This window comes from Microbacterium azadirachtae (assembly GCF_000956505.1).
GTDB classification, from domain to species: domain Bacteria; phylum Actinomycetota; class Actinomycetes; order Actinomycetales; family Microbacteriaceae; genus Microbacterium; species Microbacterium azadirachtae_A.
Genome location: NZ_JYIX01000038.1, coordinates 76,226 through 99,208 on the forward strand (window position 1 = coordinate 76,226; position 22,983 = coordinate 99,208).

Consider the following 22,983-nt stretch of genomic DNA (forward strand, 5'->3'; position numbering starts at 1 on the left):
ACGACCGCGGGGAAGGAACAGCGGTCAGCGCACCTGTCGGGCCTCGAACTGCCGCGGCGGGTTGGCGTACGCCTCCTGCGCCGGGATGAGCTGCAGCTCGCGCTCGTCCGACTCTAGGGTGAGCTTCAGCAGCTCGAAGACGCTCGACACGGTCAGCTCCAGGGCCGTCTTCGCGTCGCCCGTGCGCACGTAGTGCGCGGTGAACAGAGCCGCGGTGACGTCCCCGGATCCGTTCGCCTTCATCGGCAGATGCGGGGTGGCGACGAGCCACGCGCCCTTGTCGTCGACGGCGAGCATCTCGATCGTGCCCTCTTCGCGGTCTGGGCGCTCGACGCTGGTGACGAGCACGGTGCGGGGGCCCATGGCCCGCGCGACGTCGACGGAGGCGAGCGTCGACTCGAGCGTGTCGGGCTCGGTATCCGTGAGGAAGCCCAGCTCGAACTGGTTCGGGGTGATGATGTCGGCGACCGGCACGACCTTGTCGCGCAGCAGCACGGGGATGGCGGGGGCGACGAAGCACCCGGACTTGGCGTTGCCCATGACGGGGTCGCACGCATACACCGCGTTCGGGTTGGCGGCCTTGACCCTGGCGACGGCGTCGATGATCACGTCGCCGATGCCCTCGCCGCCCTGGTAGCCGCTGAGCACCGCGTCGACCTCGCCGAGCACGCCGCGCTCCTCGATGCCCGTGATGACCTCGCGCACGTCGTCGGGGGCGATCAGCGGTCCGCGCCAGGCGCCGTAGCCCGTGTGATTGGAGAAGTTCACCGTGTAGACAGGGAGCACCTCGACGCCGATGCGCTGCAGCGGGAACACCGCTGCGGAGTTGCCGACATGGCCGTACGCGACGGCGGACTGGATGGAGAGCACCTTCAGCATCCCTCGATCCTCTCACCTGCCAGGAGGGGCTCCCGCCACTGTCTGCATGGTGTCGGATTGCATTGCAGACAGCGTATGATCTGTCCTATGACAGAACTTGCACCCGAATCGACCACCGGAACCGGTCGCGTCAAGCGCGGCCTCGCCGAGATGCTCAAGGGCGGCGTCATCATGGACGTCGTCACGGCCGAGCAGGCGAAGATCGCCGAGGATGCCGGCGCCGTCGCCGTCATGGCGCTCGAGCGGGTGCCCGCTGACATCCGCGCGCAGGGCGGCGTGTCGCGCATGAGCGACCCCGACATGATCGACGGCATCATCTCTGCCGTGTCGATCCCGGTGATGGCCAAGGCGCGCATCGGCCACTTCGTCGAGGCGCAGGTGCTGCAGGAGCTCGGCGTCGACTACATCGACGAGTCCGAGGTGCTCTCGCCGGCCGACTACGTCAACCACATCGACAAGTGGGGCTTCACCGTGCCCTTCGTCTGCGGCGCGACCAACCTGGGTGAGGCGCTGCGCCGCATCACCGAGGGCGCGGCGATGATCCGCTCGAAGGGCGAGGCCGGCACGGGCGACGTCTCCGAGGCGATGAAGCACATCCGCACGATCCGCGGCGAGATCGCTCGTCTGTCGACGCTTCCCAAGGACGAGCTCTACGTCGCCGCCAAGGAGCTGCAGGCGCCGTACGAGCTGGTCGCCGAGGTCGCCGAGAAGGGCGCACTGCCGGTCGTCATGTTCGTGGCCGGGGGAGTGGCGACTCCCGCAGATGCCGCCTTGATGATGCAGTTGGGCGCCGACGGCGTGTTCGTCGGATCCGGCATCTTCAAGTCCGGTAACCCGGCGGCACGCGCCGCCGCCATCGTCAAGGCGACCGCCGCCTACGACGATGCCGCCGTGATCGCACAGGTCTCCCGCGGACTCGGCGAGGCCATGGTCGGCATCAACGTGTCCGACCTTCCCGCTCCGCACCGCCTTGCGGAGCGCGGCTGGTGACAGCACCCGTGCGGATCGGCGTGCTCGCGCTGCAGGGCGATGTGCGTGAGCATGCCGCGATCCTCACCTCGCTCGGGGCGGAGGCGGTTCCCGTCCGCCGCCCCGAGCAGTTGGACGGGCTGGACGGTCTTGTGATCCCCGGTGGCGAGTCGAGCGTGATCGACAAGCTGTCCCGGATCTTCGGCGTGCGAGAGCCGTTGCGGGCGCTCATCGCGGACGGCCTGCCCGTCTACGGCACGTGCGCGGGACTGATCCTGCTCGCGGACGAGATCGAAGGGGCGATCGACGGCCAGCTCACCTTCGGCGGGCTCGACGTCACCGTGGCCCGCAATGCGTTCGGCGGGCAAGTCGAGTCTTTCGAGACGGAGCTCACGGTCGCCGGGATCGATGAGCCGGTGGATGCGACGTTCATCCGGGCGCCGCTCATCACCCGGGTCGGCCCCAGAGCCACGGCGATCGCGGCGCTGCCCGACGGCGGAGTCGTGGCCGTGCAGCAGGGCAACCTGCTCGGCACGAGCTTCCACCCGGAGATGAACGGCGAGACGCGCTTGCACGCCCTCTTCCTGGAGCTCGTCGCGGCTCGACGGTCCGCCGTCGCGGCATAGTCTCGCTGTTCCGCGCGCTGTTCGTCGGTGCCTCGAGCGCGGATCTTCTAGAATGGACGATGCCCTGGCGGGATGGACCGCGGGGCTGATACGAGCGGGAGACATATGTCCGGGCATTCCAAGTGGGCCACGACCAAGCACAAGAAGGCCGTCATCGACTCGCGCCGTGCGAAGTCGTGGGCCAAGCTCATCAAGAACATCGAGGTCGCTGCGAAGCTCGGCGGCGCCGATCTCGCGGGCAACCCGACGCTCTTCGATGCGGTGCTCAAGGCCAAGAAGACCTCCGTCCCGAAGGACAACATCGACCGCGCCATCAAGCGCGGCGCGGGCATCGGCGGAGAGTCGGTCGAGTACTCCTCGATCATGTACGAGGGCTACGGCGCCCACGGCGTCGCGCTCATGATCGAGTGTCTGACCGACAACAAGAACCGTGCTGCGGCCGAGGTGCGCACCGCGCTCAGCCGCAACGGCGGAACGCTCGCCGACCCCGGCAGCGTCGCCTACAACTTCACCCGCAAGGGCGTCATCGTCGTCGAAGGCGAAAACACCACCGAGGACGACGTCATGATGGCGGCGCTCGAGGCGGGCGCGGAGGAGATCGAGCCGCACGCGCAGGGCTTCGAGATCATCACCGACGCCTCCGACCTGGTCGCGGTGCGCACCGCGCTGCAGGAGGCGGGCATCGAGTACGAGTCGGCCGATGTCGAGTTCGTCCCGAACCTCAAGGTCGAGATCGACGCCGAGGCCGCGCGCAAGATCTTCCGCCTCATCGACGCGCTCGAGGACAGCGACGACGTGCAGAACGTCTACGCGAACTTCGACCTCACGGCCGAGGTGCAGGCCGAGCTCGAGAACGACGAGTAAGCCGCGAGAGACCCTTCGATGGCCGCGCCGGAGATCGTCCCGTACGATCCGACGTGGCCATCGGTCGCTTCGCAGTGGATCGAACGGATCCGTGACGCGTTCGCGCGTGCGGGAGTCCCTGCCGCGGAATTCCAGCACATCGGTTCGACCGCGGTGCCAGGGCTGGCTGCCAAGCCGTACCTGGATCTCCAGGTCCTCGTGCCGGCGATCCCCGACGAGCGCGCGGTCAGTGCGGCGCTCGGTCCGCTCCTGATCGAGAGGGCGCGCGGATCCCGACCCGACTCGCCCGGAGTCGACACCGACATCCCGCGACCCGGATCCGATCCGCGTCACCACGAGAAGCTGCTCTACTTCCGGGAGCTCGACCAGAACGGACCCGTGCGGGGGCTGATCCTGCACATCCGCCGCGGCGACTCGCCGTTCTCGGACTTCGTGGTCTCGTTCCGCGACTGGCTGCGCGCGGATCCTGCGGCGTCGGCGGAGTACGAGCGGCTGAAGCGGCACCTCGCGGAGGAGAATGCGCATGCCGCCGACTACGACGACTACACGAGGGCCAAGAGCGCGTTCATGGACCGCGCGCAAACCGCGATGGGCTGGCCGCGCGCCTCGGCGCCGAGTAGCGGAACCGCGCCTAGCCTGGAGGGATGACGGGAGTACGGCGGGTTCTGGGCATCGATCCCGGCCTCACACGCTGCGGCGTCGGCGTGGTCGACGTCGATCCGATGCGCCGGGGCACGCTCGTCTATGTGGGCGTGATCCGCACGCCGCCGGACGCGCCGATCGGGGAGCGGCTCGCGGCGGTCGCCGCGGGAATACGCGCGGTCATCGCCGAGCATGAACCCGATGCCGTGGCCGTGGAGCGGGTGTTCGCCCAGCAGAACACGCACACCGTCATGGGGACGGCGCAGGCCAGCGGCGTCGCGCTGCTCATCGCCGCGGAGCACGGGCTTCCCGCCGCGACGCACACGCCGAGCGAGGTCAAGGCGGCGGTGACCGGCTACGGCTCTGCGGACAAGAAGCAGGTGCAGGCGATGATCGCACGCATCCTGCGGCTCGACGCGCCGCCGCAGCCCGCCGATGCGGCCGATGCGCTCGCGATCGCGCTCTGTCACGCGTGGCGAGGGGCAGGCGCGACGGGCGGGGCCGGCGAGAGCGATGCGCAGACTCCGGCGCAGAAGGCGTGGGCCGACGCGGAGCGTGTCGCTCGAACATACATACGAGCACGTGCGTAGACTGCTTTCATGATCTCCTCCCTGCGTGGCACCGTGCTGTCCGCGACCACGGATTCCGTCATCATCGAGGTCGGAGGAGTCGGCTTCTCTGTGGCGGTGCCCGGCGATGTCGCCCACACCGCGCGGGTCGGGCACGAGCTGCGCCTGCACACGTCGCTGATCGTGCGCGAGGACGCGCTGTCGCTCTACGGTTTCGCGGATGCCTCCGAGCTCGAGGTCTTCGGGCACCTGATCTCCGTCACGGGGGTGGGGCCGAAGTCCGCTCTGGGCGTGCTCTCGCACCTCTCCGTCGACCAGATCGCCACGGCCGTGGCCGCGGACGACGATGCCCCGTTCCGCCGCGTGTCCGGGATCGGGCCGAAGACGGCCAAGCTCATCGTGGTGCAGCTCACTGGCAAGCTGCAGGCTCCGGTCGCGGCGCCCTCCTCTGCATCGATCCCCGACGAGATCGGCACACAGCTGATCGCGGCCCTCATCGGCCTCGGCTGGTCCGAGCGCGTCGCCGCCGAGGCCGCAGAGCGGAGCACCACCGAGGCGAGCGAGACCGAACGCGGATCCGTCGCGCTGCTGCTGCGCCGCACGCTCGCAACCCTCGGACCGGCCCAGGGCGGAGCCGCCCGTGGTTGAGTTCCACGATTCCGGCGAGGCCGTCGACGAGGTCGAGCTGGCGATCGAGGGAGCGCTGCGCCCGACGAGCCTGAGCGAGTTCGTCGGTCAGCACAAGGTGCGCGGCCAGATGAAGCTGCTGCTCGAGGCGGCGAGGATCCAGGACCGGCCCGCCGACCACATCCTGCTGTCCGGCCCTCCGGGACTCGGCAAGACGACGCTGGCGATGATCGTGGCGCACGAGAGCGGGCGACCGCTGCGCATGTCGAGCGGTCCCGCCATCCAGCACGCCGGCGACCTCGCCGCGCTGCTGTCGAGCCTGACCCCGGGGGAGGTGCTGTTCATCGACGAGATCCACCGGATGGCGCGCTCCGCGGAGGAGATGCTGTACCTCGCGATGGAGGACTTCCGCATCGACATCATGGTCGGCAAGGGTGCCGGGGCGACGAGCATTCCGCTCGAGCTCGCCCCGTTCACGCTGGTGGGAGCGACCACGCGCTCCGGGCTGCTGCCGAACCCGCTGCGCGACCGCTTCGGCTTCACCGCGCACCTGGAGTACTACGAGGCGGACGAGCTCGAGCGGGTGGTCGAGCGCTCCGCCATCGTCCTCGGCGTCGGCGTGCCCGCCGTGGCACGGGCGGAGATCGGTCGGCGCTCACGCGGAACTCCTCGCATCGCCAACCGCCTGCTGCGGCGCGTGCGCGACTACGCGCTCGTGCACGGGGGAGGATCCTCGGCCTCCGTCGAGGACGTGAAGGCCGCCCTGGAGCTCTACGACGTCGACCGGATCGGCCTGGATCGCCTGGACCGTGCGGTGCTGGACGCGATCGTCCGCCGCTTCCGCGGGGGCCCCGTGGGCCTCAGCACTCTCGCCGTCTCGGTGGGCGAGGAGGCGGACACGATCGAGAGCGTGGTGGAGCCGTACCTCGTGCGGATCGGCTTCCTCGGCCGCACGCCCCGCGGGCGCGTGGCGATGCCGGAGGCGTATGCGCACCTCGGCGTCACGCACCCCGAGGGGGCCGCGTTGTTCGATGACCTATAATCGCTGGAGACTTTCACTGTCCCCACCCTTCTGCGCCCCCACCGCCGGCGCGCGCCCCGAAAGGCACCTCTTCGCATGAATCTCGCGACCTTCTTCTCTCAGTACGGCCTGTTCTTCGTCCTGGCCATCCTGCTCGTCTTCATGGTGTTCTCCACCCGTCGGCGCAACAAGCGCATGAAGGAGGAGCAGGAGAAGAAGGCCACCGAGACCGTTCCGGGCGCCAAGGTGCTGTTGCAGGGCGGCATCTACGGCACGATCGTCGAGTTCGACCCCGAGAACCTGGACCGTCCCGCCCGCGTCGAGGTCGCGCCCGGCGTGATCATCGAGGTGCACTCGCAGGCGATCCTGCGCATCGTCGACGAGGAGCAGAACGCACCTGTCGTCGACGAGACGCACACGCCCCTCGACGAGCAGACCCCGCTGGATGAGCAGACGCCGCTCGACGAGCGCGCCAAGGACATCCGCATCGAGTCGGCCGAGGAGACCCGCGCGCGCCTGGAGCGCGAAGCCGACGACAAGAACTGACGCGGTCCGCGCGCGGCGCACGACCGTCCCTCCGGACAGACCGTCCCCCTCAGAAAGCGAAGAACCTTCGTGGCATCGTCTTCTCCCGTCAAGCACGCCTGGCGGGTCCTGCTCGGCCTGCTCATCGCCATCGGCGTGCTGTTCGGCCTGAACGCGCTCGGCGTGTACGGCTTCGGCAAGAGCTCCTGGACGCCTCAGCTGGCCCTGGACCTGCAGGGCGGTACGCAGATCATCCTCAGCGCGCAGACTGCTGACGGCAAGGATCCGAACGCCGAACAGCTCACCCAGGCGGCGCAGATCATCCGTCAGCGCGTGGACGCGTCGGGTGTCGGGGAGTCCGACATCACGACCGAGGGCGGCCGCAACATCGTCGTCCAGATCGCCGGCAAGGCGGACGAGGCCACGCGCAACCGGATCCAGGCGAGCGCCAAGATGGAGCTGCGCGCGGTGCTCGCGGCCACAGCGCCGTCGACATCGTTCGTCGGCGACGACGGCAAGTCGACTCCGTATCCGACGCCGGCTCCGGACCTCGCGTCCACGCCGTCGCCGTCGCCGACCGACGGCAGTGACATGTCGTGGGCCACGCCGAAGCTCCAGGCCCAGTTCCTCGCATACGACTGCAAGACCAAGCGCGATGCGGCCAAGCTGCCGGCGGATCAGCCGCTCATCGCCTGCGACAGCAGCGATCAGGCCAAGTATCTGCTCGGCCCTGTGGAGCTGGACGGCACGTCGATCAAGGACGCCACGGCGGGCCTGAACCAGCAGAACGGGCAGTGGGAGGTCAACCTGACCTTCGACAGCAAGGGCACCGATTCGTTCGGCAAGGTCAGCCAGCGCCTCTACGCGTTCACCCAGCAGGGTCAGACGCCGCGCAACCAGTTCGCCTTCGTGCTGGACGGCTCCGTCATCTCCGCGCCGACCATGAACGGCGTCATCCTCGACGGACGGCCCTCCATCAGCGGCTCGTTCACGCAGGAGACGGCCAAGAGCCTCGCCGACCAGCTCAAGTTCGGCGCGCTGCCGCTGAGCTTCACCGTGCAGAGCTCTGACACCATCTCGGCCACGCTCGGATCGCAGCAGCTGCAGATCGGCCTCATCGCCGGTCTCATCGGCCTCGGGCTCGTCGCCATCTACTCGCTGCTCAGCTACCGCGCGCTCGGCTTCGTGATCATCGCGTCGATCGGCGTGATGGCCGTCCTCACGTACGTGCTGATCTGCATCCTGGGCTGGCGGATGGGCTTCCGCCTGTCCCTCGCCGGTGTCGCCGGGCTGATCGTGTCGATCGGATTCACGGCCGACTCGTTCATCGTCTACTTCGAACGAATAAGGGACGAGCTGCGCGACGGCAAGTCCATCACCGGCGCGGTGGAGGACGGCTGGAGCCGGGCCAAGCGCACGATCTACATCTCCAAGTCGATCAACATCCTCGCCGCCGTGGTGCTGTACATCCTCGCCGACGCGACCGTGAAGGGCTTCGCGTTCACGCTGGGTCTGACCACGCTCATCGACGTGCTGATCTTCGTGGTGTTCACGCACCCGGTGATGCAGATCCTCGCCCGCACCCGGTTCTTCGGCAACGGTCACCCGCTGTCGGGCATGGACCCCGAGGCGCTCGGCGCCGTCTACCGCGGACGCACCGAGTACCGCGCGGTGGCCGCGGCCTCCCAGGGCAAGGCGGCCCGTGCCGGCCGCTCCCGCGGTGAGGCGGAGCGACGCCAGACCATCGCCGAACGAAAGCGTGCGGAGTCCCTCACCTCCGCGGACCAGGGCGCGAGCCGGAACGGGGAGAACGACTGATGCGCTCCATGAACGAGCTCGGCAACGACCTCTACTCCGGCAAGACCTCCTTCCCGTTCGTCGGGAGGCGGCGGGTCTGGTTCATCATCGCGATCCTGCTCGTGGTCGGATCGGCCCTCGTGCCGCTGTTCCGCCCGGTGCAGTTCTCGATCGAGTTCACCGGCGGCTCGCAGTTCACCGTCGAGGCGCCTGCCGACCGCAACCAGGACACCGCGACCACCGCCGTGCGCTCGGTGCTGCCCAACGTCACCACCAAGGTGACCACGGTCAACAACCGCGACATCCGCGTGCAGACGGCCCAGCTCAAGAACGAGCAGCAGAGCCACGACGTTGCCGCCGCCCTCGCCAAGGCCTACGGCGTCGCCGACGACAAGGTGAACACGTCGTTCATCGGCCCGAGCTGGGGCGAGGGCGTCACCCGGCAGTCGCTGTGGGGCCTTGCGATCTTCCTCGCGCTGACGTTCCTGATCCTCGCGATCTACTTCCGCACCTGGAAGATGTCGGCGGCCTCGATCCTCGGCCTCCTCGACGTGCTCGTGATCACGGTCGGCGTGTACGCCCTGGCGGGCTTCGAGATCTCTCCGGCGGCCGTCATCGGCTTCCTGACGATCCTCGCGTACTCGCTCTACGACACCACGGTGGTGTTCGACAAGATCCGTGAGAACACGAGCGAGGAAGGCACCAAGTCTTCCCGGACCTTCGGCGAAGCCGTGAACCTCGCGGTCAACCAGACCCTGATCCGGTCGATCAACACCGCGGTCATCGCGGCGCTGCCGGTCGGCGCGATCCTGTTCATCGGTGCCTTCTGGCTCGGAGCGCAGACGCTGACCGACATCTCGCTGTCGATCTTCGTGGGCATCATCGTCGCCGCGTACTCGACGCTGTTCGTCGCCGCGCCGCTGTACTCCCTGTTCCGTGAGAACGAGTCGGGGATCCGCGAGCACGACAAGCGCGTGCTCGCCGCCCGGGATCGTGCCACGGTCAGCGCGGTGGAGGTCTGACCGGCCGATGCGTCCTGCCGTTCCGGGCGCTTGTAGGATGATCTGCCTGGAGGTCGGATGAGCGAGGTCGGGACGACGCCTGGGGCGCCGGCGCAGGGGTCGAGTCTGCGCAGGCTCGTGCCTCGGATCTTCTCGCGCGCGCCTCGGATCAACGACCTCGACAACCTCATCCGCACGGTCCGGCAGAATCACCCGCGCGGCGACCTCGCGATCATCGAGCGCGCCTATGCGGTCGCGGCGGAGAAGCATGAGGGCCAGAAGCGCCAGAGCGGCGAGCCGTACATCACGCACCCGCTCGCGGTGGCGCAGATCCTCGCCGATCTCGGGCTGGGACCGCGTGCGATCGCGGCCGCGTTGCTGCACGACACGGTCGAGGACACCGGCTACGCGCTGACCGATCTGACCGCGACGTTCGGCGACGAGGTCGCAATGCTCGTGGACGGCGTCACGAAGCTCGACAAGGTCAAGTACGGCGACAGCGCCCAGGCCGAGACCGTCCGCAAGATGATCGTCGCGATGTCGAAGGACATCCGCGTGCTGATCATCAAGCTCGCCGACCGCCTGCACAACGCCCGCACGTGGGGCTTCGTCCCGCCGGAGAAGGCGGCGAAGAAGGCCACCGAGACGCTCGAGATCTATGCGCCGCTCGCGCATCGACTCGGAATCCAGGCGATCAAGTCCGAGCTCGAGGATTTGTCCTTCGCGGTGCTGCACCCGAAGATCTACGCCGAGATCGACAGCCTCATCAAGCAGCGCACCCCGCAGCGGGAGAAGTACATCCGCGAGGTGGTGGACGCGGTCGAGAGCGACCTGCGCGATCTGCGCGTGCGCGGCAAGGTCGCGGGCCGACCGAAGCAGCTGTACTCCGTCTATCAGAAGATGGTCGTGCGCGGACGCGAGTTCGACGACATCTACGACCTGATCGGGATCCGCGTGCTGGTCGGCACGGTGCGCGACTGCTACGCGGTGCTCGGCGCCATCCACGCGCGCTGGACGCCGCTGCCCGGCCGGTTCAAGGACTACATCGCCACCCCGAAGTTCAATCTCTACCAGTCGCTGCACACCACAGTGATCGGCCCAGGCGGCCGCACCGTGGAGATCCAGATCCGCACCCACGAGATGCACCAGCAGGCCGAGTTCGGCGTCGCGGCGCACTGGATGTACAAGGAGCGGATGAACGGCGGCGGCAAGGGCTCCACGGCCGACGCCGACATGACCTGGCTCGCGCACATCTCCGACTGGCAGGCGGAGACCGCCGACCCCAGCGAGTTCCTGGACTCCCTGCGCTTCGAGATCGGCGCGAAGGAGGTCTACGTCTTCACGCCCAAGGGCCGGGTCATCGGGCTCCCGTCGGGAGCGACGCCGGTCGACTTCGCGTACGCGGTGCACACCGAGATCGGCCACCGCACGATGGGCGCCAAGGTCAACGGCCGCCTCGTGCCGCTGGAGACCGCGCTGAACAGCGGCGACGTCGTCGAGGTGTTCACCTCGAAGAACCCCGACGCGGGCCCCAGCCAGGACTGGCTGACCTTCGTCAAGAGCACCCGTGCGCGCAACAAGATCCGCGGCTGGTTCACGAAGGAGCGCCGCGAAGAGGCGATCGAGCAGGGCAAGGAGGCCATCGCGCGCGCCATGCGCCGGCAGAACCTGCCGCTGCAGCGCCTGATGAACCAGGACTCCTTCGCCGAGGTCGCGCAGCAACTGCGCTACGAGGACGTCTCGGCGCTGTACGCCGCGGTCGGCGAGGGACATGTGTCCACGCAGTCCGTGCTGGAGAAGGTCACCGCGCTCATCTCCACCACCGAGGACACCTCGACCGGCGCGATCGACCTGCCCGCCCACGGGCGCAGCCGGGCCCCGCGCGAGGGCGACTCGGGTGTGCTGGTGCGCGGAGCCTCGGATATCCTCGTCAAACTCGCGAAGTGCTGTACGCCCGTTCCGGGTGACGAGATCGTCGGGTTCGTGACGCGGGGGAGCGGCGTGTCCGTGCACCGCTCGGACTGCGTGAACGTCAAGGCGCTGGCGGTCGAGAAGGATCGCATGGTCGACGTCGAGTGGGCGCCGACCACGCGCAGCATCTTCCTCGTGCAGATCCAGGTCGAGGCGCTGGATCGTTCCGGTTTGCTGTCTGACGTCACGCGGGTGCTCAGCGAACACCACGTGAACATCCTGTCTGCCACCGTGCAGACCACCAACGATCGTCTGGCGCTGAGCCGGTTCGTCTTCGAGATGGGCGACACGGTGCACCTCGACCGCGTGCTGAACGCCGTGCGCCGGATCGACGCCGTCTACGACGTCTACCGCGTCACGTCCTCCTGAGCGTCCGTCGTCGCTCAGGAGGGCGACGGACCCGCCCCGTGCGCGGCGAGGAAACGTGCGGTGCGGTGGTAGCCGGGCCCATGGTGCATGCCCGCCAGGCGAGTGGCCGCGCGCCCGACGAGAGCCGGATCCGCCTGCACCATCAGGAGCGCCCACCCGTGTCGTTCCGGCAGCGTCACGGGCCAGCGCAGCAGATCGATCACGGTGCGCTCGGGAGTCGTCACGGCGACGCCGCCGAGGTGCTGCACGTCCGCGGGATCCAGGGCGGGGTCGTGAACGATGATCCGCCGCGACGCGGGAGCGCGCAGCCGGCGGCCGGAGGCGCTCTGCAGCTCGTGCGTCTCCGGCGCGGCGTCGCCGGCGCCGTGGATCCAGGCTGCGCTCATGCCGGCGAACGCCGCGTCGCGCATCCCCGCGACGAGCGAGGTCAGCGAGGAGGCGCGCAGGACAGCGGTCTCGACGAGATCGGCGGGGGCGAAGGCCTCGCCGAGTCCGACCACATCGCCGTCCAGGCGCGCCGCGGTGAGTTCGGCCAGGGAGAGCCGGTCTCCGGGGATGTGGAGGAACGCGCTGCGCATGCCTTCAGTGTGGGGCAGACGCCACAGGGCGGGGATCCGAAGACCCCCGCCCTGTGGACAACTCCGACGATGGTCGGTGCGCGATGCCTGCTCAGCCGTCGAGCGCGTTCAGCCAGGCGCGACGGGCCTCGAGAGCCTCGGTCGCCTCCTTGAGGGCCTTGGCGTTGCCGGACTTCTCGGCCGCATCGCGCTCGGCCTCGAGCTTGGCGATGGCCTGCTGGAGCTGCTCGCTCATCGCGCCGGCGCGGGCCTTCGTCTCGGGGTTGTTGCGCTTCCAGTCGACGTCCTCACGAGACTTGAGCTCCTGCTCGACGACGCGCAGACGGTCATCCAGCGCGCGCTCCTTCTCGCGCGGGAAGATCCGTCCGACCTCATCCCACTGACGCTGGATGCGGGTCAGGAGCGCACGGGCCTTGGTGAGGTTCGCCTCGTCGGCGACGGCCTTGGCTTCCTCGAGCAGCGCGGTGCGCTCCTCGATGCGGGGAGCGGACTCCGCCTCGGTCGCCGCCGCCTGCTCGGCACGGGCCGAGTAGAGGGCGTCGCCCGCTGCCTTGAACCGGGCCCACAGTGCGTCATCGGCCTTGCGCCCGGCACGGCCGGCGGCCTTCCACTCGTCGAGCAGACCGCGGTAAGCAGGGATCCCGTCCACTCCCTTGGGCGCGAGCGCCTCCGCACGCTCCACCAGACGCGACTTGCGGTCGCGGGCGGCCTTGTGCGTCTCGTCGAGCTCTGCGTAGAACGCGCGTCGCTGGCGATCCACCGTGGCGCGCGCGTCGCGGAACCGCTTCCAGAGCTGGTTCGCCGCGCCCTTGGGCAGGCGGGGGCCGTTCTGCTGGTGGTTCTGCCACGCGTCGAACAGCGCGCCCATCTCCTCGGTGACCGACTTCCACTGCACGGAGGAGAGGTCCTGCGCGGCGATGGCCTCTGAGCGCTCCACCAGGGCGGTGCGCTCGGCGATCGCGGCGTCGACGGCGGCCTTGGCCTCGACCGCTTCCGCGGCGGAGGCGTCGGCGAGGGAGCCGGTCAGCGCGTCGAGGCGGGCGCGCAGGTTCGCGAGATCGCCGACCGCCGCGGCGTCGGTGACCTCCACGACGAGGTGCTGCGCCTGCTTGGCGAGATCCGTGGCACCGGAGCCGCCGGCCTGCACGCGCTGTTCGAGAGTGTTCACCTTGAAGGCGATGTCCTCGAACTTGCGCACGAAGTAGGCGAGAGCCTCCGCGGGGGTTCCGTCGGGGTACTGCCCGACCTCACGCCACTCCTCGCCCTCGCGCACCGACACGGTTCCGTCCTCGGTGACGCGTCCCCATTCGGCGGCGTCGCTCGTGCTCACCGGAGAGGGAGCGACGGGAGCGGCAGGCGCGGCGGGGCGGATCGCCGATGCCGGCGGGCGCGGCATGGCCGGCGGCCGGGGCATCGCCGACGGGCGCGGCGCGGGCGCGGGGACGGGCGGCTGCTCCTCGGCGACCGGGGCCTGCTCGGGTGCGGCGACCTCGGTGGGCGTGACCGCCTCCTCGGCGGGCGCCTCCGCCTCCTCACCGGGAGCGTCGGGCTGCTCTGCAGGGACGGCAACCTCGGCGACGGCGGGCTCGGAAGCCTCCGTCTCGACGACCTCGGACGCATCGGCGACAGGCGTCGTGGCGTTCTCGGTGTCGGGCTGCGAGGTCTGCGCGGCGTCGATCGGGTTTTCGGGGATGTGCTCTTCGGTGGACACGGTGAACTCCTTGCGCGGCGTGCCGCGGGAGGCGGAAAGGACAGGGCCAGCCTAGTACGCCGGACCGGTGCGCGAGAGGGACGCGGCTCAGCCGGCCGGGGTCTCCGTCGTCGTCGGCGCAGGCGTGGGAGCGGGGCTCGGCACGTCCGTCGGGCTGATCGTCGGGGAGGGAGACGGGGCGGGCGCTGTGGCCTCCGCATGCACGACCTGGCTCACGACGGCGCCGATCACGATGACGGCTCCGGCGACCACGGCGATCGTGTTGTCGCGCACTCTGCGCCGGACGCTCCCGGCGTGCAGATCCAGGCGCGCGGCGTGCAGACGGGCGCGCTCCTGCTGGACACGAGCGCGCTGGTCGCGGGCGTTCGTCGGGCGGTGAGCGGCCATGGATCCTCCCTGGATGTCGAGGACCGAGCCTATCGCGAGAGCCTCGGCCCTCTGCGCAATGCGGGGGTCGACGGCGCACCGCGCGTCGCACTGTCGGCGCACGCCGTTAGCCTTGACCGCATGACTCCTGCAGCTCCGCTGATGAGCGGCCAGACGCCGCTCGCCGTGCGGATGCGTCCGATCTCTCTCGACGAGGTCGCCGGACAGCAGCATCTGCTGCGCCCCGGATCGCCGATCGTGAGCCTTGCGGATCCGGCGGCGAAGACCGCGTCGAGTGTCTCGATGATCCTCTGGGGGCCACCAGGGACCGGCAAGACCACCCTCGCGCAGGCCATCGCCCGTTCGTCGGGACGGCGCTTCGTGGAGCTGTCCGCGATCACCGCCGGCGTGAAGGATGTGCGCGAGGTGATGCAGGAAGCGCTGAACCAGCGCGACCTGTACGGCCAGTCGACGATCCTGTTCCTCGACGAGATCCACCGCTTCACCAAGGCGCAGCAGGACGCACTGCTGCCGGGGGTCGAGAACGGCTGGGTCATCCTCATCGCCGCGACCACGGAGAACCCGTCGTTCTCCGTGATCTCCCCGCTGCTGTCCCGGTCTCTGCTGCTCACCCTGAAACCCCTCACCGACGAAGACATCGGCGTCCTGATCGACAGGGCCGTGGCGGATCCGCGGGGCCTCAACGGGCGCGCAGCCCTGGATGATTCGGCCCGCGCCGCCCTGATCCGGCTCGCCTCCGGAGATGCGCGACGCGCGCTCACCGGCCTCGAGGCCGCAGCGGCCGTGGCGGCCTCGCCGGACCGCCTGACCGAGGACGAGACGCCGACCGTCACGGACGACGACGTCGCGCAGGCCGTCGACCGTGCGCTCCTGCGGTACGACCGCCAGGGCGACGAGCACTACGACGTCATCAGCGCGTTCATCAAGTCGATCCGCGGTTCCGACGTCGACGCGGCCGTGCACTACCTCGCCCGCATGATCGAGGCGGGGGAGGATCCGCGCTTCATCGCGCGGCGCCTCGTGATCTCCGCCTCGGAGGACATCGGCCTCGCCGATCCGCAGGCGCTCGTGATCGCCGTCGCGGCGGCCGACGCCGTCGCCTTCATCGGGATGCCGGAGGGGCGGATCCCGCTCGCGGAGGCGACCGTCTACCTCGCGACCACCGCGAAGTCCAACGCCGCGTATCTGGCGATCGATGCGGCGATCGCCGACATCCGTTCGGGCGGGTTCGGGCGGGTGCCCGTGCATCTGCGCGACGCGCACTACCCGGGGGCCAAGCGCCTCGGACACGGCAAGGGCTACCGCTATCCGCATGACAGCGACGCGGGGATCGTGCCGCAGCAGTACCTTCCCGACGAGCTGCAGGGGCGCCGCTACTATCAGCCCAAGGCGCTCGGCGGAGAGCGCGAGGTGCAGGCGCGACTGGAGCGCATCAGGAGGATCCTGGGGGAGGGGTAGACGACCGTGGCACGAGCCGTTCCGAGGATCCCGCCCGACCGTGACCTCTCGATCGACTTCGTCCGTGCGATCTGCCTCCCCGTCGTGGTGCTGCTGCACGCGCTCCAGATGGGCATCGCCGGCGACCCGCTGCGGGCCTTCAACGCCCTCGCGGAGTGGAAGCCGCTGACGGCGATCACCTGGGTGGGCATGATCATGCCCACGTTCTTCATCGCCGGAGGCTTCGCGGGGATCACCACGTGGCGGCGCGTGCACGGCGCCGGAGGAACGGCCGCGGAGTACATCCGCGCCAGGATGCTGCGACTCGCACGCCCTGTGCTGTTCGCGATGCTCGGCGTGCTGGCGGCGATGGGGATCCTCGCGCTGTGCGGAGCGGATCCCGAGTTTCTGCGCACCTTCGCGTTCCGGCTGGCCGAGCCTCTCTGGTTCATCGCGGTCTACGCGATCTGCACGTCGTCCGTTCCGCTGATGGCGGCGCTGCACCGACGCGCCGCGTGGGCGACGTATTTCACGCTCGCCGGTCTCGCTGTGGCGGTCGACCTCGTGGACCGATACCTGCATGTGCCGGTCGGCGCACTGAACTGGCTGTTCGTGTGGCTGTTCGTCCAGCAGCTCGGCTTCGGGGTGCGGGATCAGTGGTACTCGCGCCGTCCGCGCTGGCTGCTGCTCCTGCTCGCGCTGACCGCCTACGCCCTCATGGCGGTCGCCGTACTCGGCATGGGATACGACCCGGACATGATCGCCAACTTGAACCCGCCGACCGTGCTGCTGCTCCTGCTCGGCCTCGCGCAGGTCTACCTGTTCACGCTGCTGCAGCCCGCCATCCGCGCGGCGATGCGACAGCGCCCGGTTCTCGTGGCCATCGGAGCACTCGGCATGTTCGGGATGGTCATCTACCTCTGGCACACGGTGGCGATGGCGGTCGTGGTCGGGGTGCAGCTCGCGCTCGGGCTGCCTTTCCCGCCCGTGCTGACCGCGACGTGGTGGATCACGCGGATCCCCTGGGTGCTCGCCATCGTCGCGGTGGTCGCGGTCCTGTGCCTCATCGTGCCGCGCCTGGAGCGGCTCTGGCCCGACGAGCGATCGCGGCGCATGCCCCTGTGGGCGGCGCTCGTGTGCGCGGCGGCGCTCGTGCTGAGCGTCGGCTGGGTGCTCACCCAGGGGTATCTCACGCCTGGTAGCGCACTGGCCGTGGTCCTGCTCGCCGCGGCGATCGCGTGGCTCACGGCCGGAGGACCCGCGCGAGGTGTTCCGTTCGATGCGGCGCCCTGGCGCTCCGACCGCACCGAGACAGGCGCCCAAGCTTGATCTGATAGCATGGATCGGCTCGAAACCGTGTTTTCGGGCATCTCTCCACTCCTGCACCACCCTCTCGTCCGCCCCGGCGTGCGCTCGTGAGGGGCGGAATCGAGACGATACGTCCGCGAGCCGTGATCGACACGGCCGCGTATCGAAAGGAACACTTCGTGGTTACGAAGTCCCAGGACCGCCGTAAGGTCCGCCTGTCCCGTGCTCTCGGCATCCCCCTCACCCCGAAGGCTGCCAAGTACCTCGAGAAGCGTCCCTACGCTCCGGGCGAGCACGGCCGCACCAAGCGCAAGCAGGACAGCGACTACGCCGTCCGTCTGCGCGAGAAGCAGCGTCTTCGCGAGCAGTACGGCATCCGCGAGAAGCAGCTGGTCATCCAGTTCAACGAGGCCCGTCGCAAGGACGGCCTGACGGGTGAGAACCTCGTCGAGCAGCTCGAGATGCGTCTGGACGCGCTCGTGGTCCGCGCCGGTTTCGCGCGCACCACCGCGCAGGCGCGTCAGCTCGTCGTGCACCGTCACATCCTCGTCGACGGCCAGCTCGTCGACCGCCCGTCCTTCCGCGTGAAGCCGGGTCAGCTCATCCACGTCAAGCCCAAGAGCGAGGGCCTCGAGCCCTTCCAGGTGGCGGCCGCCGGCGGTCACGCCGAGGTGCTGCCCCCGGTTCCGGGTTACCTCGAGGTCGAGCTCGACAAGCTGGAGGCCCGTCTGGTCCGTCGTCCGAAGCGCGCCGAGGTCCCCGTGACCTGTGACGTGCAGCTGGTCGTCGAGTACTACGCCGCGCGCTGAGTTCAGCGACTCTGCTCTCGGAGTTCAGCGAACTCTGAGAACACGCCGAGGAGGCGTCGGGGGTATCCCCGGCGCCTCCTTCGCGTTTGCGCATACGATGGAGACCGTTGTGACGTGCGACCCGATCCGGAGGTGGTGACATGAAGACCCTGCTGTGGTTCCTCATCGGCGTGATCGGCGGCTTCGTCGCCGCGCACTTCCTGAACAAGGATCCGCGCGGACACGACGTGCTGGCGGCCGTCGACGACCGGATCAACGAATTCACCGGCATCCTCGCCGACGCGTTCCACGCGCAGGAGGCCCGCCTCACTCAGGACGGACCCGCGGACTGACGCGGATCCGCCCTCTCCCGATTCCGCGCTTCGGCGCGCCCTGACAGCAAGGACCCCTCGACGAGCATGAAGACCGCGGAGATCGCGCAGCGCTACCTGAGCTACTTCGAGAAGAACGATCACCTGATCGTCCCCTCGGCGTCGCTGGTCAGCGACGACCCCTCGCTGCTGTTCACCGTGGCCGGCATGGTGCCGATGATCCCGTATCTCACGGGCGTGGTCCCCGCTCCGCATTCGCGCATCGCCGACCTGCAGAAGTGCATCCGCACCAACGACATCGAAGAGGTCGGCCGCACGGCGCGGCACGGCACCTTCTTCCAGATGCTCGGCAACTGGTCGTTCGGGGACTACTTCAAGGAAGGCGCGATCCGTTACGCCTGGGAGCTGCTGACCGGTTCCGAGAGCGACGGCGGACTCGGCTTCGACGAGAAGGACCTCTGGGTCACGGTCTTCGAGACGGACGACGAGGCCGAGGCCATCTGGCGCGACGTGATCGGTCTGAAGCCGGAGCGCATTCAGCGTCTGGGCCGTGCGGACAACTACTGGAACACGGGACAGCCCGGTCCCGGCGGCCCGGACAGCGAGATCTTCTTCGACCGCGGACCCGCCTACGGCCAGGACGGGGGACCGGCGGTCGACGACAACCGGTTCCTGGAGATCTGGAACCTCGTGTTCATGCAGGACTTCATCGACAACATCCGCGGCAAGACCGAGTTCGACATCGTGGGCGAACTCCCCATGAAGAACATCGACACCGGCATGGGCCTCGAGCGCGTCGCCTTCCTCAAGCAGGGCGTCGAGAACATGTACGAGACGGATCAAGTGCGGCCCGTGCTGGACCGGGCGGTCGAGCTGTCGGGGCTCCGTTACGGCGCCGAGCACGCCGACGACGTCCGCTTCCGCGTCGTCGCGGACCACGTGCGCTCTTCGCTCATGCTGCTCTCCGACGGCGTGCGCCCGTCGAACGAAGGCCGCGGCTACATCCTGCGCCGGCTCATGCGCCGCACTGTGCGATCGATGCGGCTCCTCGGCGTCGACGAGCCGGTGTTCCCTGAGCTCTTCATCGCATCCAAGGAAGCGATGAAGAGCGCCTATCCGATCCTCGAGCAGGACTGGGCGCAGCTCTCCGCCGCGGCGAACGCGGAGGAGGAGACCTTCCGCCGCACGCTCGACGCGGGATCCACGATCCTCGACCTGGCTCTCGCCGACACGAAGAAGTCTGGCTCGGAGACGCTCAAGGGCTCCGAGGCGTTCCTGCTGCACGACACCTACGGCTTCCCGATCGATCTCACCCTCGAGATCGCCGAGGAGGCAGGGCTCAATGTCGACCGCGTCGCGTTCGACTCCCTCATGCAGGAGCAGCGCTCCCGCGCCAAGGCCGATGCGCGCAACCGCAAGCGTCAGATCGCCGACGTGTCGGTGTACGGAGACCTGCGCGCGAAGGGCGAGACCGCGTTCCTCGGCTACGACGAGCTCGAGGCGAGCTCGACCGTCCTCGGGATCCTCGTCGACGGCCAGCCCGTCCGCAGCGCCGCCGAGGGCCAGGTGGCGGAGGTCGTCCTCGCCGAGACCACGCTCTACGCCGAGTCGGGCGGCCAGGTCGCCGACAAGGGCGTCATCACCGGTCCCGGTTACGCGCTCGAGGTGCTGGACGTGCAGCGTCCCGTTCCCGGCCTGATCAGCCACACGGTCGAGGTGACCACCGGCGTGGTCTCGATCGACGCCCCGGCGACGACGACCGTGGACGCGGCCAACCGCCGCGCCGCGCGCCAGGCGCACTCCGCCACGCACCTCGTGCATGCGGCCCTGCGGGACACGCTCGGCAAGACCGCGACCCAGGCCGGATCCCTGAACCGCGCCGGATACCTGCGCTTCGACTTCTCGTGGGGTCAGGCGCTGTCCGGCGACACCAAGACCGAGATCGAGGAGATCGCGAACCGCGCCGTGCAGGACGGGCTCGAGGTCACCACGCGGATCATGTCGCTCGACGACGCGAAGGCCGCGGGTGCCATGGCGCTGTTCGGCGAGAAGTACGGCTCGACCGTGCGCATGGTCGACATCGGCGGCGCCTGGTCGCGCGAGCTGTGCGCCGGCACGCACGTGGCCTCGAGCGCCGAGATCGGCCTCATCAACCTGGTCGGGGAGTCCTCGGTCGGTGCGTCGAACCGTCGGGTGGAGGCACTCGTCGGTGCGGACGCCTTCCGCGAGTTCGCCGCCGAGCGCGCCCTCGTGTCCCAGCTCACCTCCGCGCTCAAGACGCCGCGCGACCAGCTCACGGAACGCGTGGCCGACCTCGCGGCGCAGCTCAAGGCCGCCGAGAAGCGGATCGCCCAGTTCGAGGCCGCGGAGCGCGCGGGGCGCGTCCCCGCGATCGCGCAGACCGCGACCTCCCTCGGCGCACTGCAGTTCGTCGCGCACGACCTCGGCGAGGTCGGCGGGGCGGACGAGGTGCGCGAGATCGCGACCGGCGTGCGCGACACCTTCGGTTCCGCGGCCGCGGTCGCGGCGATCTCCGGGGTCGCGAACGGCCGGCCGATGGTGGTCATCGCGACCAACGACTCCGCTCGCGCCCAGGGCGCGAAGGCCGGTGCTCTGGCCAAGATCGCCGCGGGCGTGCTCGGCGGCGGCGGCGGCGGTCGTGACGACGTCGCGCAGGGCGGCGGGTCCGATGCGGCGGCGCTGCCTGCGGCGTTCTCCGCGATCGAGCAGGAGCTGCGTCGCGCGTGACCGGGTTCCGACGGGGCGTGCGGCTCGGCATCGATGTGGGCCGCGCCAGGATCGGCGTGGCACGATGCGATCCGGACGGCATGCTCGCCGTCCCGGTGGAGACGGTGCCGCGCGGTGATGCGGATGTCGCGCGGATCGCCGAGCTCGCGGCCGAGTACGCGCCGCTCGAACTCGTCGTCGGCCTGCCGATCAACCTGCGCGGCGAGGACACCGCGTCGACCGTCGATGCCCGCGAGTTCGCGGCGGCTCTCGGCCGGGCGTGCGGCATCGCCGTGCGCCTGATCGACGAGCGGCTGAGCACCGTCACCGCGCACCAGGCGCTGCGCGCCTCCGGACGCACCCAGCGCAATTCCCGCGGTGTCGTGGACCAGGCCGCCGCCGTCGTGCTGCTGCAGCACGCGATCGACACCGAGAAGAACACCGGCAACCCGGCCGGTGCGCCCCTGATTCTCGATGAGGAGAACATCTGACATGTCCGACCGATCGCCGTCGGCCGCCACGCCGGAGAACGAGCCCGTCTCGCACGACCTCTTCGGTGCGCTGCCGGATCCGCAGGTGCAGCCTCCTCGCCCCGCCGAGCAGCCCGCCGTCCCCGGTTCTCGTCGCGCCGTCCGCGAGGCCGCCTCCTCGTCGACTCCGACTCCGACTCCGACTCCGGCGGCGGCGTCGGGTGACGGCGCCCCCGCGGAGCACCACGACCCGATCCACTCGACGCTCGAGGCGCTGTTCCACCACGAGACCGAGCCGCCGAAGACGCCGAAGCGGAAGAAGCGCCGCGGCTGCCTGGTCGCGCTGCTCATCGTGTTCGTGCTCATCGCGGGCGTCGCCACCGGCGGGCTGTGGGTGTGGAACACCTACGGCGACAAGATCAGCGAGGTCATGGGCTGGGGGCCGTCCAAGGACTTCGAGGCGGGTCAGGCCACGGGCAACGCGCTCGTGACGATCAAGAAGGGCGACGGAGGGCAGCAGATCTCGCAGGCGATGTACGACGCCGGCGTGACGAAGACCTCCGGAGTCTTCTACGACATGCTGGTCAAGGAGAACGTCGTCACCACGTTCTACCCCGGCGTGTACAAGCTGCAGCTGAAGATGACGGCGGCAGCCGCCCTCAAGGCGCTCGAAGATCCCAAGAACAAGATGCAGAACTCCGCGGTGCTCCCGGAGGGCCTCTCGGTCGCCGAGACCATCTCGCGCATCGCGCAGAGCGTGGACGTGCCCCTCGCGGATCTCCAGGCCGCGGTGAAGAATCCGGCGGACTACGGCGTGAACGCGCCGTCACTCGAGGGATGGCTGTTCCCGGCGCTCTACGAGTTCCAGCCCGGGGCGACTGCGAAGGATGTGGTGTCGACCCTCGTCCAGCGCACGAGGGACTCTCTGAGCGCCGCCGGGGTGCCGTCCGCGGATGAGCAGCGCGTGCTCACGATCGCATCGATCATCCAGCGCGAGGCGCGCGCGGAAGGCGACTTCTACAAGGTGTCCAGGGTGATCCAGAATCGCCTCGATCAGGGCATGAAGCTGCAGATGGACTCGACGGCGCAGTACGGCTACGGCGAACTCCACAGCGGGTCGGCCAGCACCTCGGACGCGGCGCAGACCGACGACAACCCGTGGAACACCTACGTGATCGACGGGCTCCCGAAGACGCCGATCGCGAATCCGGGGGACAAGGCGATCGACGCTGCCATGCATCCGGCTGCCGGCCCCTGGCTGTACTTCGTGACCGTCAACCTCGACACGGGCGAGACGGTGTTCTCGACGACGTACGCCGAGCACGAGGCCGCCGTGAAGCAGTGGCAGGACTGGTGCAAGGCCAATCCGAGCTCGGGCTGCTGAC

General features: G+C 69.4%; 22 protein-coding genes. 18 read left to right on the plus strand and 4 right to left on the minus strand.

The features are described from left to right. Window positions 1–24: 24 nt before the first annotated feature. Window positions 25–876, minus strand: a complete 852-nt coding sequence (gene pdxY / locus RS86_RS14800) for a pyridoxal kinase PdxY (protein WP_045273289.1) — start codon at window positions 874–876, stop codon at window positions 25–27. Window positions 877–966: 90 nt separating this feature from the next. Here pdxY and pdxS point away from each other — a divergent pair, with 90 nt between their 5' ends. From pdxS to RS86_RS14855, 11 genes are all read left to right on the plus strand, one after another. Further along, complete coding sequence (gene pdxS / locus RS86_RS14805) at window positions 967–1,869, plus strand: pyridoxal 5'-phosphate synthase lyase subunit PdxS (protein WP_045273043.1); 903 nt, start codon at window positions 967–969, stop codon at window positions 1,867–1,869. Next, window positions 1,866–2,474: a pyridoxal 5'-phosphate synthase glutaminase subunit PdxT gene (gene pdxT / locus RS86_RS14810; protein ID WP_045273044.1), complete on the plus strand. Its 609-nt coding sequence runs from the start codon at window positions 1,866–1,868 to the stop codon at window positions 2,472–2,474. The genes pdxS and pdxT overlap by 4 nt, the downstream gene beginning before the upstream one ends. Window positions 2,475–2,579: 105 nt before the next feature. Then, window positions 2,580–3,338 (plus strand): YebC/PmpR family DNA-binding transcriptional regulator, encoded by a 759-nt coding sequence (locus RS86_RS14815; protein WP_045273045.1) that lies wholly within the window; start codon window positions 2,580–2,582, stop codon window positions 3,336–3,338. A gap of 18 nt (window positions 3,339–3,356) precedes the next feature. Continuing rightward, entirely contained in the window at window positions 3,357–3,986 is a 630-nt protein-coding gene (locus RS86_RS14820) for a GrpB family protein (RefSeq protein ID WP_052680299.1), read from the plus strand. Then, on the plus strand, window positions 3,983–4,570 hold the full coding sequence (gene ruvC, locus RS86_RS14825; RefSeq protein WP_045273046.1) for a crossover junction endodeoxyribonuclease RuvC: 588 nt from the start codon (window positions 3,983–3,985) through the stop codon (window positions 4,568–4,570). The genes RS86_RS14820 and ruvC overlap by 4 nt, the downstream gene beginning before the upstream one ends. Before the next feature lie 9 nt (window positions 4,571–4,579). After that, on the plus strand, window positions 4,580–5,197 hold the full coding sequence (gene ruvA, locus RS86_RS14830) for a Holliday junction branch migration protein RuvA (protein WP_045273047.1): 618 nt from the start codon (window positions 4,580–4,582) through the stop codon (window positions 5,195–5,197). Next, window positions 5,190–6,218: a Holliday junction branch migration DNA helicase RuvB gene (gene ruvB / locus RS86_RS14835; protein ID WP_045273048.1), complete on the plus strand. Its 1,029-nt coding sequence runs from the start codon at window positions 5,190–5,192 to the stop codon at window positions 6,216–6,218. The genes ruvA and ruvB overlap by 8 nt, the downstream gene beginning before the upstream one ends. Before the next feature lie 75 nt (window positions 6,219–6,293). Beyond that, complete coding sequence (locus RS86_RS14840; protein ID WP_045273049.1) at window positions 6,294–6,743, plus strand: preprotein translocase subunit YajC; 450 nt, start codon at window positions 6,294–6,296, stop codon at window positions 6,741–6,743. 69 nt (window positions 6,744–6,812) lie between these two features. Continuing rightward, on the plus strand, window positions 6,813–8,540 hold the full coding sequence (gene secD, locus RS86_RS14845) for a protein translocase subunit SecD (RefSeq protein WP_045273050.1): 1,728 nt from the start codon (window positions 6,813–6,815) through the stop codon (window positions 8,538–8,540). After that, window positions 8,540–9,541, plus strand: coding sequence for a protein translocase subunit SecF (gene secF, locus RS86_RS14850; protein ID WP_045273051.1), 1,002 nt, complete (start codon window positions 8,540–8,542; stop codon window positions 9,539–9,541). Before secD ends, secF begins: the two co-directional genes overlap by 1 nt. A 57-nt stretch (window positions 9,542–9,598) precedes the next feature. Next, window positions 9,599–11,860 carry a RelA/SpoT family protein gene (locus RS86_RS14855; RefSeq protein WP_045273052.1) on the plus strand — a complete coding sequence of 754 codons (2,262 nt, stop codon included), beginning with the start codon at window positions 9,599–9,601 and terminating at the stop codon, window positions 11,858–11,860. A 14-nt stretch (window positions 11,861–11,874) separates the two neighbouring features. On the opposite strand, the gene RS86_RS14860 is transcribed toward RS86_RS14855, so the two are convergent. The 3 genes from RS86_RS14860 to RS86_RS20660 all read right to left on the minus strand — a co-directional run bounded on the left by RS86_RS14860 (window position 11,875) and on the right by RS86_RS20660 (window position 14,536). Next, window positions 11,875–12,438, minus strand: a complete 564-nt coding sequence (locus RS86_RS14860; protein WP_052680300.1) for a type IV toxin-antitoxin system AbiEi family antitoxin — start codon at window positions 12,436–12,438, stop codon at window positions 11,875–11,877. A gap of 91 nt (window positions 12,439–12,529) precedes the next feature. Beyond that, window positions 12,530–14,149: a DUF349 domain-containing protein gene (locus RS86_RS14865; protein ID WP_327037104.1), complete on the minus strand. Its 1,620-nt coding sequence runs from the start codon at window positions 14,147–14,149 to the stop codon at window positions 12,530–12,532. An 87-nt stretch (window positions 14,150–14,236) separates the two neighbouring features. After that, window positions 14,237–14,536: a hypothetical protein gene (locus RS86_RS20660; RefSeq protein ID WP_045273053.1), complete on the minus strand. Its 300-nt coding sequence runs from the start codon at window positions 14,534–14,536 to the stop codon at window positions 14,237–14,239. A gap of 120 nt (window positions 14,537–14,656) precedes the next feature. Here RS86_RS20660 and RS86_RS14875 point away from each other — a divergent pair, with 120 nt between their 5' ends. From RS86_RS14875 to mltG, 7 genes are all read left to right on the plus strand, one after another. Then, the gene (locus RS86_RS14875) at window positions 14,657–15,994 is read left to right on the plus strand and encodes a replication-associated recombination protein A (protein WP_082076837.1); all 1,338 of its coding nucleotides are present in this window, start codon (window positions 14,657–14,659) and stop codon (window positions 15,992–15,994) included. 6 nt (window positions 15,995–16,000) lie between these two features. Further along, a complete protein-coding gene (locus RS86_RS14880; RefSeq protein WP_052680301.1) occupies window positions 16,001–17,302 on the plus strand; it encodes an acyltransferase family protein in 1,302 nt (433 codons plus the stop codon). A 158-nt stretch (window positions 17,303–17,460) separates the two neighbouring features. Beyond that, a complete protein-coding gene (gene rpsD, locus RS86_RS14885; RefSeq protein WP_052680324.1) occupies window positions 17,461–18,090 on the plus strand; it encodes a 30S ribosomal protein S4 in 630 nt (209 codons plus the stop codon). 140 nt (window positions 18,091–18,230) lie between these two features. After that, window positions 18,231–18,422 carry a hypothetical protein gene (locus RS86_RS14890; protein WP_045273054.1) on the plus strand — a complete coding sequence of 64 codons (192 nt, stop codon included), beginning with the start codon at window positions 18,231–18,233 and terminating at the stop codon, window positions 18,420–18,422. A 66-nt stretch (window positions 18,423–18,488) separates the two neighbouring features. Next, entirely contained in the window at window positions 18,489–21,149 is a 2,661-nt protein-coding gene (alaS, locus tag RS86_RS14895; protein ID WP_045273055.1) for an alanine--tRNA ligase, read from the plus strand. Next, complete coding sequence (gene ruvX, locus RS86_RS14900) at window positions 21,146–21,619, plus strand: Holliday junction resolvase RuvX (RefSeq protein WP_045273056.1); 474 nt, start codon at window positions 21,146–21,148, stop codon at window positions 21,617–21,619. Before alaS ends, ruvX begins: the two co-directional genes overlap by 4 nt. A gap of 1 nt (window position 21,620) precedes the next feature. Further along, window positions 21,621–22,982: an endolytic transglycosylase MltG gene (gene mltG, locus RS86_RS14905; RefSeq protein ID WP_045273057.1), complete on the plus strand. Its 1,362-nt coding sequence runs from the start codon at window positions 21,621–21,623 to the stop codon at window positions 22,980–22,982. The last annotated feature ends 1 nt before the right edge of the window (window position 22,983 follow it).

Excerpts from the sequence above, each read along its gene's own strand:
- pdxS (WP_045273043.1), top strand. The coding sequence starts at position 967 with ATGACAGAACTTGCACCCGAATCGACCACCGGAACCGGTCGCGTCAAG.
- RS86_RS14815 (WP_045273045.1), top strand. The coding sequence starts at position 2,580 with ATGTCCGGGCATTCCAAGTGGGCCACGACCAAGCACAAGAAGGCCGTC.
- RS86_RS14820 (WP_052680299.1), top strand. The coding sequence starts at position 3,357 with ATGGCCGCGCCGGAGATCGTCCCGTACGATCCGACGTGGCCATCGGTC.
- ruvC (WP_045273046.1), top strand. The coding sequence starts at position 3,983 with ATGACGGGAGTACGGCGGGTTCTGGGCATCGATCCCGGCCTCACACGC.
- ruvA (WP_045273047.1), top strand. The coding sequence starts at position 4,580 with ATGATCTCCTCCCTGCGTGGCACCGTGCTGTCCGCGACCACGGATTCC.
- RS86_RS14840 (WP_045273049.1), top strand. The coding sequence starts at position 6,294 with ATGAATCTCGCGACCTTCTTCTCTCAGTACGGCCTGTTCTTCGTCCTG.
- secF (WP_045273051.1), top strand. The coding sequence starts at position 8,540 with ATGCGCTCCATGAACGAGCTCGGCAACGACCTCTACTCCGGCAAGACC.
- RS86_RS14855 (WP_045273052.1), top strand. The coding sequence starts at position 9,599 with ATGAGCGAGGTCGGGACGACGCCTGGGGCGCCGGCGCAGGGGTCGAGT.
- RS86_RS14860 (WP_052680300.1), bottom strand. The coding sequence starts at position 12,438 with ATGCGCAGCGCGTTCCTCCACATCCCCGGAGACCGGCTCTCCCTGGCC.
- RS86_RS20660 (WP_045273053.1), bottom strand. The coding sequence starts at position 14,536 with ATGGCCGCTCACCGCCCGACGAACGCCCGCGACCAGCGCGCTCGTGTC.
- RS86_RS14875 (WP_082076837.1), top strand. The coding sequence starts at position 14,657 with ATGACTCCTGCAGCTCCGCTGATGAGCGGCCAGACGCCGCTCGCCGTG.
- RS86_RS14890 (WP_045273054.1), top strand. The coding sequence starts at position 18,231 with ATGAAGACCCTGCTGTGGTTCCTCATCGGCGTGATCGGCGGCTTCGTC.
- alaS (WP_045273055.1), top strand. The coding sequence starts at position 18,489 with ATGAAGACCGCGGAGATCGCGCAGCGCTACCTGAGCTACTTCGAGAAG.
- mltG (WP_045273057.1), top strand. The coding sequence starts at position 21,621 with ATGTCCGACCGATCGCCGTCGGCCGCCACGCCGGAGAACGAGCCCGTC.